An 11327-nucleotide genomic window follows, 5' to 3' on the forward strand; every position below is an offset into this window, starting at 1 on the left:
GCACTCAAGAGGCCGAGGGGTATTCGGCTTCTTCCGTCCCCGAGGAGGGTGGATGTTCGCACCGATCATCAACGTACTGAGGATCGTCTTCTTCACGATCGTCACCGCCGTCATGGCGGCCGGCACGTGGCTGCGCTGCCGCTACGAGACCATGCTTGTCCTTCTGCCCGGCCGGGCGGCCGACCGGCCGGGCGGGCGGAGGATCGGCCAGCTTCGCCGTAGCAGGGCATCAAGGGCGAGCGTGCTGCTCGCAGAGTAAGCAGGGGGAAGTCGGGGGAAAGCCGGGCCGGGTCGCTCACAGTGGCGACCCGGCCCGGCTGTTTCTTCGTACCGACGCGAACGCGCGGGGCCCGCCGCCTCCAGGCAACCAACCCAGGCGGCGGGCAGGCACTCACAGAGGAACGCCCATGACCACCATGCCCTCCCTGCCCGAGGAGAGCCAGCGCCACCCGGCCTCGCCGCTCCTGAGCACCACGGCGGAGGAACTGCTGGCCCAGATCGAGCACGAGGCCAAGTGCCGCCGCCGCCAGGCCCGCGCACTGCGGCGGGAACTGCGGCGCCAGCGCCGGAAGGAACAGCCCCTCCACGCGCGCGTCGTACGCGTGTCGACGGCGATCTCCTCCGCCGGCCTCGCCGCGATCGGCGCCATCGCGTTCACCGCCGCCGGCGTCATGTACCTGCTCGGCCACATCGCCGAGGCGAAAGCGCTCCTGGCGCTCGCCTCGGCGGCCTGGAGCGGCGCCGCGGGTCTCGCAATCTTCTCCCGCCGGTAGCCGGCCTCGGACGAGGCCGGCGGCCGCACCGCGAAGCGGCGGTCGGCCGGACCCGTCCTCGGCAATCAGCGGGACCGCATCGCCGACGGGCGCCACGCCCGTCGGCGAACGGGCTACGGCGCCGGGGTGTAGCGGACGACGGTGGTCTCGCAGGTCTCGGCGTACACCTTCAGCGCGTCGGCCTCGGCCTGGTCGGCCGTGAGGCCCCAGCGGAGCTTGGTCGCGGTCCACTCGCCGACGTAGCGACAGTGCGCGTCCGGGAGCGGCGGCATCCACTCGGCCGGGTCGCGGTCGGCCTTGGCCCGGTTGCTGCGCGCGGTGACCGCGACGAGCGAGGTGGCGGCGTCCTGGTCGTTGGCGTACGCCTCACGACGAGCCGGCGTCCACGCGCTCGCGCCGGAATCCCAGGCCTCCGCGAGCGGCACCATGTGATCGATGTCGAGCTTGGCCGGGTCGTTGACGACCTGCCCGTCGTAGTAACTCGACCACGAGCCCCCCGAGAGCTTGCAGCCCGTCGCGACGGCCGGCGCCTCGGCAGCCTCGTCGAGAAGGACCTCCGCCCGAGTGTTGCAGCCGTCCTTGGGGTCGAGGCCGGCGTTCCAGTGCTTGAACTTGTCGCGTGTGTAGCCCGTCCTGCTCTCGTCGGCGACCTGGACCAACTCCAGGGCATCGACGAGGGCGAGGACCTCTGTGGCCGCAGGCGCGGCCGGGGCGGCCTGGGCGGTCGCGGGGACGGCGAGCGGGGTGAGCGTGAGGGTGAGCGCGGCCAGGCCGCGGGCAAGGTTCTTGATCACCAACGCTGGATACCGGCCAACACCAGGCCGTGACCAGCAGTTTCGCCCACGGCTCAGCCCTGCGGGTGAAGACGTTCACCGGGGAAACGGTCCGCCGCCCGCCGTCTGGGCGGACACCTACTGGCGACGCCTTGGCCCTCGTACGCCCTGCCGCCGGATCTGGTTGTCCTGCGGCTACAGTCGCGGGCAGGGGCCCGGAGCCACTGATCCTGGCTCCGGGCCCCTGCTGTACGCGGGGACGGTTCAGTCGTTCGTCGGCGGGGCGAGCAGGGCGAAGAAGGTCTTGCGGTCCTCGTCGCTCATCTTGCCGTCCATGGAGACGGCCGCGCGGAGGGTGCGGATGGTCTCCTCTGCCGGGATCTCCCACTTCTGGTGGGCCGCGTGCATGATGTCGCCGATACGGGCGTGGGCGGACTCAGGGTGGTGGCGGATGAACCAGTCGAGCATCTCCGCGATCGGACGCGAGACGTAGAGGAACCAGGTCTTCTCCTCCCCCGGGCCGGACTCCTCGCGGCCCTCGCTGTTGACCTCCATCTCGACGGCGTCGGCGAAGCTGTGGAGCACCGCGTCCACCACCGTGGCGCCGAGGATGTCGGTGGGCAGGATCCGGTCCAGGCTGACGGCGACGGTCCAGGCCAGGGCGTCGGAGACCTCGCGGACCGCGTTCTCGTTGCGGGCGCGCAGGACCCAGCGCTTCCGTACGTCGGGCCGCTCCCACAGCGTGCCGTGGAAGTCGGCGGCGAAGTGGTCGCGGACCTCGGCGGCACCGCGGGAGAGGTCGTGGCGGTCACCGGCGGACATGGTGGCGCGCACGCCCTCGTATGAGCGCTGGCGGGCCTCGACCCAGTCGTCTGCCACCGCCCGCGCCCACTGGTCCCGGCCCCCGATGTTGGCCTGCGGCTGGGGCACCTCGCTGTTTCCGCGCGAGATGTAGGCCCGCAGGGTGGAGGCGGTGATGCCGCCGAGCTCGGCCATCTCCGGCACGCCGATCAGCTGGGCGCCCGTCAGCTCGGGGCTGGCCAGGTCGACCACGCACCTGTCCAAGGGGAGCGAGCCGTCGCGCTCCTGCTGGCGGGCGGCCCACAGGGCCAGGTGGTCGCCCCAGTTGTCCGGGGCCGGGGCGTCGGCGTCGAAGGTGAGGACCTTGCCGATGTACGCCCTGCTCGGGTCGGCGCGGCCGTCGAGCATGTCGGCGGCGCTGACCGTGACCGCGGCGCGGGCCTTGCGCCGCTCGTTGTCCTGGGCGACGGGGTCCCAGACTTGTCCGGGCCGGTACCAAGTGGTGCCGTCCCACCAGTAACCGCCGGCCCGGAAGAGCAGTTGGTCGCCGCCCCACGCACTGTGCAGGGCCCCGGCTGCGTCACGGTGTCTCACCCCTCTTCGTCCCGGGCACTGAGTTTGCCGGGGTGGTGCATGCTCCCAGCGGACCACTAGGGGAGGAAGCGCAGATGGATATGGGTTCGGTGCTCGGCGGCGTAGAGCGGGCGGTGGCTGGGGTGGGCCGGTTCTTGTGGGAGGCGCTGACGGCGCCGACCACTGGCACGGAGGAAGACGCCCGTGAGGAGATCGGCAGGCTCGCCGGCCAGATCGAGGAGGAAGTGCCGGAGGAGCTGCACGACCAGGCATGGGGTCTGGTCCTCGATGCTCTGCGCTCGGCGTCCGGCGACATCGACCGGCTCGTGGAGGAGAACCGAAGAGAGCAAGAGGAACGGGACGTCGACCCGCGAGGGCACGACGGTGGAGATCGTCCCGGTCAAGCCCGGGGAATGACCGGTCGGCACGTCGGACGTGTCCGTGCGGCAACCTGTAGCGCGCACCGACGTGAAGCCGAAGGAGAAGGACATGGCGCGGGGGCACATCCACAGGCCGTCTGACGTGGCCCCGGGCATGGTCACCCTGTGTGCGACGAGGGAGCTGCCGGGCGGGCTTCAGTGGGCGCATCTGCCCGTGTACCGGTCCTTATGGGCCGACGAGGAGCTGCGCGAGGGCTTCCGTGTCCGGGTGCGGCGCACGGTGGGCGACCCGTCGGCGCCGGTCGAGGTCGTCGAAGGCGCGTAGCGCGGTCGCGGGAAGCCTCATTCGGGTGACAAGGCGCCAGGCGAGGTCCGCCGCGGAGATCACGAAGAGGGCGCGCCGCATATGCCGACGGTTCTTTCATGCACACCTCTGTTGCCCAGGCGGGGCGCGGTGGCAGGGTGTGCGCACGCGGTCCCCGCAGACCACCCCCGGAGAGGGACCGCGCACCTGGTTGGCCCCGCCTGCCGCCCAGTAGGCGGGGCCGCGCCGCCCCTTCCCGGCTCCCCACGGGAAGGGTCCAGGCGCGCCCAGCCGCTGCGCGTACCCACAACCAGCATGTGGTCCAGGTGCTGCCTGTCGATGCGGATCTCGCCCATGACCGCTCCCGTGCACCGCGGGCGCCCCGTCAGCGAGATCCTTCCCCTGCTGCGCCCAGCCGACCGGGCCCTGCTCAGCTTGACCACCGCGGACCTCCGTGAGCAGGCCGAGGCGATCAGCAGCGGGCATCCCTAAGTACTCCGGGTCCGTGTCGCTGGCCGCTGACCGCAAATCGACGGTGTGCGGTCACGACCGGAGTCTGCATTGCCATGACGCGGTGAGCGCTTGGGCTACCTTCCTGCCGGAGCAGTCACCGCCCGCGGTGAGGGCATCATGAACCATTGGCAGACATGCATGGATGTCTCGGCGGAGAACGACGGGGCTGGCCCGTCGACCCTGGGACGACGAACCGTGGTGGCACCCTCTCTGGGTTCCCTGGGCCGAGAGCGCCGATGGCGGGGCACAGGTGATCGACCAACGTCCTGGCCCGGACGCGGGCCGTCTCGGTTGGGCAGGCCACAGTGGGGGCGGCGACTTCACCGATTCCTGGCCTGATCTTGCGAGCCTTCTCCAACGCGGTCACCCATGTGCTCCACAAAGGTGAGCTTTGGTGGGACGACGCTGGCTGCGAGTAACTCAACGGTCAACCGCTGAGAGCAGCACCCATCGGACTGCCCTAACTATCAGCCTGCAGACCTGCCGCCGAGCCGACGCGAACCACTGCTCTTTCTTCTCGCGAACATTTCCAAGGCATCTGCCTCGTCGACGTTCTCGAAACCCACCGACAGGGTGCTCTCCGCTGTCACCTACGCAGCCAGCGCATTTCACCGCGGGGCCCGACGCTCACTCACCACCGCTCTCGGGCCAGGGTCCTGACTAGGCGTCAGGATCTCCCCTGACCACCCAACCGCGCGATTGCGGGACCACTGGGGGTTCCTTGGCCTGACCACGGAGCGGACCTTGTGCAGCATAAGGGTGAGTGGTCAGGCTCCGATGCCGATGGCGGAGACGTAAGCGTAGGCGGCGTAGTCGGAGTCAAGGTCGCTGATGACATCATCCCAGATCTCGTCGACCAGGTTCTGGTTGCGGGTGGCCCAGGCGTCGACGAGGTCTGCCCAGATGTACCGGACGGTGACGGTGCGTTGGCTGATGTTGGGGCGCTGGTATTTGGCTTCGACCTGGCTCTGGTCGACCGGATAAATCTCCATCCGGCGGCCGCGGCCGTCGTTGTCGAGGTGCCGTGTGAGCCAGCCGGACCTGATGAGGTTTTCCCGGCGTCGGGTCCAGTAGGCGGTGTCAATCCGCTTGCGGCTCGCTGGCGAAGGGGTGGCCTTGCCCTGCATCCAGGAGCGGAGTGTGCGGGAGGTGACGCCCTGCTCGGCGAGCGCCGCATGGCCAGCGGCGCTGTCGAGGTAGCGCAGGCGAGCGTTCAGTCCGCGTTTGGAGGTGACCGGTGAGGCGATGCCAGAAGTGTGGACGATCCGGTTCAGTTCCAGGATGAGGGCCTCGCCGCCCTTCATCCCGTCCGCGTTGGACTTCTTCCATTCGCCCCATCGGGACCACAGGTCCGGAGATCCGGCCATCACTTCTTACCGCCCAGGATGTAGGTGGCCTTCTCCTTCACCTGGTTCAGGTCCCGGCCCTCCGGGAATACCGTGCGCCATTCACCGACTACGTGAAGTTCGTCCGTGCCGGAAATCTCCACAACGTCAAGTCCGGCTTGATGTGCCTTGTTGGCCTTCATCCACAGATTCGCGAACGCCTTCGCTCGGATGATGTGCATCCAGTCCGGACGGCGGATTTCACGGTTCGCGCTGGACTCGCCAATGGTCGACACGAATTTAGAATACATGGCTTTCACGTAGGTCACGGTCAATTCGTCACCCTCTGCCAGAGCATTCTTCCGCGCTTCGGCCAGAGCCCGGCGGAGCTTTTCCAACAGGGCTTCGGAGGCGCCCGAGACCAGCGAACGATGGATCGCAGGGGCGTCGGCCAGGCCCTGGCGGGCGCAGTCGAGCAGGAGGCGGAGCGTGGACTCGCTCACCCACAACTCTCCCGGTTCCATGCGGTTTCCGAGGGGGTTAGGCAGGTCGGTGTGGTCCCACGCGGCCGGGGTGATGAGGTGGACGCCGGCCTTCTTCGGGTCGTGGATGCCGCTGGTGTCCTCTCGGAGCTGGCCGATCGGCAACCACGCCTTGAGCGCGGACAGATAGGCGGCGTTCATGTCCAGCGTGGTCACCTCGATTCGCTCACCGCTCTTGGCCGCCGCCACCAGCCCGGCGTTCCGCCACTTCGGCCGGCCCTCCCAGATTTCGTCCGCGCCCTTCTGGGACTTTTTCCTGAGGATGTCCTGGGTCGGCGGGAATTCTGAATGCTCGTACCGGCCGCCGACGCGGGAGGATTTCAGTAGGGCCATCACGTCCGGGATCGCGGCCTTGATCAGCGCGGCCTGCGTGGCGTCGACGTCGCCTGCGCATTCGTCCAGGACCTCGTGCACCCGGCCGGCAATCTGCTCCAGCAGCGTGCCGGAGGCGTACCTGGGCGCGCTCTGGCGCAGCTCCGGGGCCGGTCGCTTCGGCTGCTGCAGGGTTGGGGCGGGCACTGTATGCCCTTCCCGCCCCGGAGCGGGTTGGGGCGCGGGTGGCGGGGACAGGGGCGGTGATGTCGGCCCGGACGACGCAGCGGGCTCGGAGTGTGGCTCGGGTAGGGATACCGCCAGCACGGGAGCAGGTCCTGGTCCTGGCTCGGAGGCGGGTTCGTGCTTTGGGGTGGGTTCGGGTTCCTGGGTCGGCTGCGGCACGCTCGCTGCGGCGACGGCTGCCGCGCACTCGGCGGGATCGAGATGCTGCGGATAGCCGTCGACATCGTCCTGGGCGGGCTGGCCGCACAGCACACACGGCTGCGGCTGGTGGGCGGGCTCCTCGGCCATCTGCCGCCCAGGCTCGGCAGCCTGCACAGCGGGGAACCGCAACGGGACTGGAGCGGTCGCGGGGGTGAGGGCCTGCTGTGCGGGCGGGGTGACGGCCGGTTCACCGGACGGCCGCAGGCCGGGCACCGTGCCGTTCAGCACGCTCACCGCGTGCGTGGGGCCGGCGAGCAGGTCGAGTACCGGCAAGCGGTAGTGCGCGGCGAGCAGGTCGACGTCTTCCAGCGACCAGTGCTGCTGGCCACGCTGCTTACGCGACACCTGGGCCTGCGACTGCCCGATCCCCGCCGCCAGATCCTGCTGACGCTCACCCGTCCACGTCATCAACGCGGACACCGTCAGCCTGAGAACCTCCTCCACACCCATCATGATGCAAAACTAGCAACCCACATACAGATTCCGCATACAGCATGCGGAAGTGAGTGCCGGAAGCGGGACTCCGACTCGCCAGCACGGGTCGGCCTCCGCGGAAAGCGAATCCGAGACCTGCACTCCCCCGGCGCTCACCGCAGGACTCTTCCCCTGCACGCGGGGAGTAGACGTTCACCGATGAGGCCGGGCCATCACCTCCGGCACGAGAGCAGCAGGTGGTGGTCGGCGCCTGTGTGGGGACCTCAGATCCGATCTCGAGGCTGTTTTTGCGGGTGTTAGGTGGTGGTGGGCCAGGACCGCAGGAGTGTGGCGATCCTCGCGGTCCTGCAGGTGGGGTCGAGGAGGTCTTTGAGGGTGATGACGTCGTTGTGGGTGGGTTGACCGAGATACCGGCGCCTTCGAGATACATGACGCCTGTGGCGGCCGCGACAGCCATGTTCGAACGCTCCAGCCAGCGACACCGGCCCAGGGCGCGACCGAGGGCCGCCGCCATCGCGTACGGGCCGTCGTAGAGGGGCTGCTCGAACAGGGCGGCCCGGTGGCGGGCCACCGCGCTGGGTTCACGGCCTCAGGACTGCAAGTCGGGATGTGATCGCGCCTTCGTTGCGTCCGAACTCCTCGATGAGTTCAGGCAGGGAGGCTCCTTGTGTGTGGCGTTCGGCGAGCCGTGCGTCTTCCTCGGGTGTCCAACGTTGGTAGGCGCGGGGGTGGGTGCGGCGGATTTCTTCGACTGAATAGGCGGGCTCCGCGGCCGGGAGTGGCTGCGCAGGCGGGGTGATCTGGTCGGCGGGGAAGGGTGCGAGGCGCAGTTGGTGGAGTTTGAAGCGTACGGATCGTTCGGTGCGGTTGAGGTGGCGGGCGGTCTGGGCGGGTTCAGTGCCGGCCGCGTGGTAGGCGGCGAGGCGGTCGAGGTCTTCGGTGGTCCAGGGCTGTCCGTTGCGTGTGGCTCTGATGTCGCCGTTCGCAGGGAGCGCTGCGTGGGCGCCCGGCGGTGGCAGCTGGGCGGCGGCGCGCAGCAGGTCGCTGATGGGTTGGAGGTCGGTGTGGCTGAGGGGGCCGTCGATGCTGCTGAGGATCTCGCCGCCAGGTGAGAGGACAAGAATGGTGGCGTGGCTTTGGCCGTGCGGTTGGGGGGTGAGGGTGAGTTGGTAGTGGTGGCCCTCGTGGGTGATCTCCACGCGCCGGGCCGGTGAAGCCGGCCGGGCCGGTGCCGGCGGGGTGGCGGGAGGGTAGGGGTCGTCGAGGAGTTCGTGGACCTGCCAGGTGGCGGGCATGCGTCTGCCGTCGATGAGCTGGTAGAGCGTGGGGGCGAGGTCGGTGACCGCGTCAAGCGGAGCGAGGCGGACATGGAGCGTCTGGCCGGCGAAGGGACTGTCCGCCCCAGGCTGTCCCGGGCGGGGTGTGTGCTGCAGGACGGCCGCGTCCGGCGGCGGCCCGTCTGCGGCACCGGACGGATGCCAGTGCCCCATGGCGTCACGGAAGGCCACGATCACGGTCTCGGCCGGTGAGCCGGCCGCGTTGCGGGACCGCCCCGGCCGGGGCGCAGTCGCCGTCTGCCGGGCAGAGGCCTGCCGGGGAATGCCGAACTCGGGCGCGCGGCTGGGGACAGAGCTGATGTCGGCCACGGCGGGCAGAGCGCCCTGGCCCGGGGCGATGGCCGGTGTGGTGGGGCGCAGCAGCAGGGCCAGGCGCTCGCGCAGGACGTGCAGGGGGTGGCGGGCGCCCAGGAGGCGGAGGAATTCGGCCGTGGTGAGGTGAGCGAAGGCGCCTGCTCTGGCCGAGTACCAGCCGACGTCGGTGATGTTCAGATCATCGTGGTAGTCGAGCAGGAGGTATCCGGCGAGCTGGTAGATGTCCGCCAGCGGGAGCGCGGCCGGGCGGATGGTCGCTTTGACGTCCACGAGGGTGCCGTCGGCCAGCCAGTCGGCGTCTGCGCCCCCTACATCGTTGCTGCCGGTGAATGTGGGGGCGAGCGTTACCGTGTGGGGTGGGGTCCTCGCCCGGAAAGAGGCAAGTGCTGTGTCCGCCCGGGCTGCCATGGCGGCAAGGTCGTCCACTGCGAAGTCAGGGACATCCTTGAGAAGGTCCTTCAGGGTCAGTCCAGGCCGGGCTTGCTGGAAGAGCGGACTGTTGTGGGGGTCGGGGCGGCGGTACACGGCCTCGAACTGGGCCGTCAAATAGCAGGCCCGGGCGATCTCTTCCTCCACGTCCGCGGCACGCGTCAGCGGCAGCGACCGGTCATCGAGCTGATGCCTGGAGGCAAGGTCCCGCACGTGCTGTGCCAGTTGCCGGCCACATGCCGTCAGGGTCCGGGCAGTCTCTTCTGTGGTGAACTCGGGCCGGCCCGCCAAAGAGATGCCTGACGCCACTGCCGCTTGGTGTGGGTCCTGGTTCGTCAGCGCCAGGCGCAGCCGGTGATCGATAGCCGTTCCCAGTGTCGACCAGGGCACCGTCGTGCCCTCCGGTACGGCCGGGGCGACCACGTCCGCCGGTAGAGCGAGGCGGGCCCGGAACTCTGTCCGTAACCGGCCCGTTTCCGGTAACTCCCTGGCCAGAAACACTCGCAGAGGCGACGAAGTCACCTGCAACATCGACGTCAGACTCATAACCGACAACGCTATACGTCAACACTGACATACACAGCGTCACTACCTGCTCTTGGTCACCGCTCTGGAACTTCTGGCACGGCACAACCGTCCGGAGATCTCGTGCCCGGCCCCACGTGTGGGCACCTTGCCACCCCCAGCGGAGTACTTGACTGAGGGGCCTCCCCAGACCCGCACCCGGTCCGGAAGCCCGCAACCTCAGCCGACCACCCACGCATGCTGCACCGGCAGGGAGCAGGTACGGGACGGTGGCCCGCCAGGACGGCCGGGCTGTGCAACAAGCCGAAGAGCCCACGACAGGACGACATCCGGACGCTCGCAGGCTCCCGGCGGCGTCACGACGGAGCCAGTGCCCCAGAACTCACCGGCCGGCCCCAACGACGACACCTCCGGGGCTTGGCAGCCACGCCCCACAAGACCAACTGCCCGTAGCCACAAACGAGAGCGGCTTCAAGCTCAGAGGCCGTTGACAGGGCGGGGCACCGCTAGTGAACACCGGCCACATGACGGCATCCACCGGAAGAAGCTTGCCTGCCGCGCCAACGAAGTAGCCACAGGCCCCGCTCCGTACGATCTGTCGCGCGGCGCAGGGGAAGTACGCACCGTTTAGCGGAAACAGCCCGCCCCCGTGCCACGATGCTTGCATTGAAGTCGACAGCTTGGGCAACGCTGCCCCCACGGGCCGAGGACGAGCGAGGGACTGGGCGAGCGTGGCCCCGCCCTCGGGCGCCGTCGGGAGGGATCGCAAGAAGGGCCAGGCTAGGGGCCGAGTTCGTCTGCGTAATGATGGCCAGCATGGATGAACAGTGGGCGGTAGTGGTGGCTGCAGTGGCGGGCGGGGTGCTGGCCGGCGTGCCGGCGCTGCTGAGCGGCTGGTGGAGTCGCAAGAGCCAGCGGGAGCAGATCCGGAGCCAGCAGGTCTTGATAGCGGGCCAGTTGCAGTCGGCGCATCTGCTGCAGGCCGTGGAACCGCGGCGTCGTGTCTATGGTGACTTCGTGGCGCTGGTCTACCGGATGCGTTCGCGGCTGTACGAGGCGTGGGGCGACGGGCCTGGTGATGGATACGGCCGCGTGCTGCTCGTCCTGGAGGACGAGCAGTTCATTGACGAGTTGGAGCGGGTGCGGGCTCAGGTGGCTTTGGAGGGTCCTGCGGAGGTCGTTGAGGCGGCTGACAGGGTCATGGACCTGTTCTCTGCTCTGCATGGTCGGTTGCACTCCCTTGTGGAGAGTGGCGTTCTGGGCGAGTTCGCCGCTGAAGGCGAGGAGCTGGGTGTTCCCCCGGAACTGGGGGAGCTCAAGGTGTGTCTGGACGGCATGATCGCAGCGGCGCGAAAGGCGTTGTCTCAGTTCGGGTCCTCGGCTCTGCTTCCGGGGGTACCTCGCTAGGCCGGCATCTCGTTTGTGCCCGGCTGCCCTTGGCGGCAGGTCCTGAGTGGCCGCAGAGGGCCTTCGCCTGCAAAGGCATGGCGCACTCTCCAGTCCTGGGGGTAACGGGTAAAGGCCGGCGGCTGGGCGTCGGTGT

Annotated in this window: 11 protein-coding genes and 1 pseudogene; 5 read left to right on the forward strand and 7 right to left on the reverse strand. The window is 69.2% G+C overall.

Translation table 11 applies throughout. The features are described from left to right. Positions 1–52: 52 nt before the first annotated feature. Positions 53–259 (forward strand): hypothetical protein, encoded by a 207-nt coding sequence (locus ACWF79_RS28280; protein WP_453730991.1) that lies wholly within the window; start codon positions 53–55, stop codon positions 257–259. Positions 260–407: 148 nt separating this feature from the next. Continuing rightward, entirely contained in the window at positions 408–773 is a 366-nt protein-coding gene (locus ACWF79_RS28285; protein WP_453730992.1) for a hypothetical protein, read from the forward strand. A gap of 113 nt (positions 774–886) precedes the next feature. Here ACWF79_RS28285 and ACWF79_RS28290 read toward each other — a convergent pair whose 3' ends face one another. From ACWF79_RS28290 to ACWF79_RS28300, 3 genes are all read right to left on the reverse strand, one after another. After that, positions 887–1567, reverse strand: coding sequence for an HNH endonuclease family protein (locus ACWF79_RS28290; protein ID WP_453730993.1), 681 nt, complete (start codon positions 1565–1567; stop codon positions 887–889). 243 nt (positions 1568–1810) lie between these two features. Continuing rightward, positions 1811–2941, reverse strand: a complete 1131-nt coding sequence (locus tag ACWF79_RS28295) for a hypothetical protein (RefSeq protein WP_453730994.1) — start codon at positions 2939–2941, stop codon at positions 1811–1813. A gap of 56 nt (positions 2942–2997) precedes the next feature. Further along, on the reverse strand, positions 2998–3324 hold the full coding sequence (locus ACWF79_RS28300) for a hypothetical protein (protein ID WP_453730995.1): 327 nt from the start codon (positions 3322–3324) through the stop codon (positions 2998–3000). Between the two features lie 37 nt (positions 3325–3361). On the opposite strand from ACWF79_RS28300, the gene ACWF79_RS28305 reads away from it, so the two are divergent. Together ACWF79_RS28305 and ACWF79_RS28310 are read left to right on the forward strand one after the other, a co-directional pair. Then, the gene (locus ACWF79_RS28305) at positions 3362–3625 is read left to right on the forward strand and encodes a hypothetical protein (protein WP_453730996.1); all 264 of its coding nucleotides are present in this window, start codon (positions 3362–3364) and stop codon (positions 3623–3625) included. 333 nt (positions 3626–3958) lie between these two features. Beyond that, positions 3959–4096: a hypothetical protein gene (locus ACWF79_RS28310; protein WP_453730997.1), complete on the forward strand. Its 138-nt coding sequence runs from the start codon at positions 3959–3961 to the stop codon at positions 4094–4096. A 788-nt stretch (positions 4097–4884) separates the two neighbouring features. On the opposite strand, the gene ACWF79_RS28315 is transcribed toward ACWF79_RS28310, so the two are convergent. From ACWF79_RS28315 to ACWF79_RS28330, 4 genes and pseudogenes are all read right to left on the reverse strand, one after another. Next, positions 4885–5484 carry a hypothetical protein gene (locus ACWF79_RS28315; RefSeq protein ID WP_453730998.1) on the reverse strand — a complete coding sequence of 200 codons (600 nt, stop codon included), beginning with the start codon at positions 5482–5484 and terminating at the stop codon, positions 4885–4887. Continuing rightward, positions 5484–7196 (reverse strand): acyltransferase, encoded by a 1713-nt coding sequence (locus ACWF79_RS28320; protein WP_453730999.1) that lies wholly within the window; start codon positions 7194–7196, stop codon positions 5484–5486. The genes ACWF79_RS28315 and ACWF79_RS28320 overlap by 1 nt, the downstream gene beginning before the upstream one ends. A 278-nt stretch (positions 7197–7474) precedes the next feature. Next, positions 7475–7755 (reverse strand): annotated as a pseudogene (locus ACWF79_RS28325) (fic family toxin-antitoxin system, toxin component); the annotation flags it as partial. A gap of 4 nt (positions 7756–7759) precedes the next feature. Beyond that, entirely contained in the window at positions 7760–9805 is a 2046-nt protein-coding gene (locus tag ACWF79_RS28330) for a hypothetical protein (protein ID WP_453731000.1), read from the reverse strand. 795 nt (positions 9806–10600) lie between these two features. On the opposite strand from ACWF79_RS28330, the gene ACWF79_RS28335 reads away from it, so the two are divergent. After that, positions 10601–11191 carry a hypothetical protein gene (locus ACWF79_RS28335; protein WP_453731001.1) on the forward strand — a complete coding sequence of 197 codons (591 nt, stop codon included), beginning with the start codon at positions 10601–10603 and terminating at the stop codon, positions 11189–11191. Positions 11192–11327: the final 136 nt, after the last annotated feature.

It is taken from the genome of Streptomyces sp. NPDC054975 (assembly GCF_053609105.1).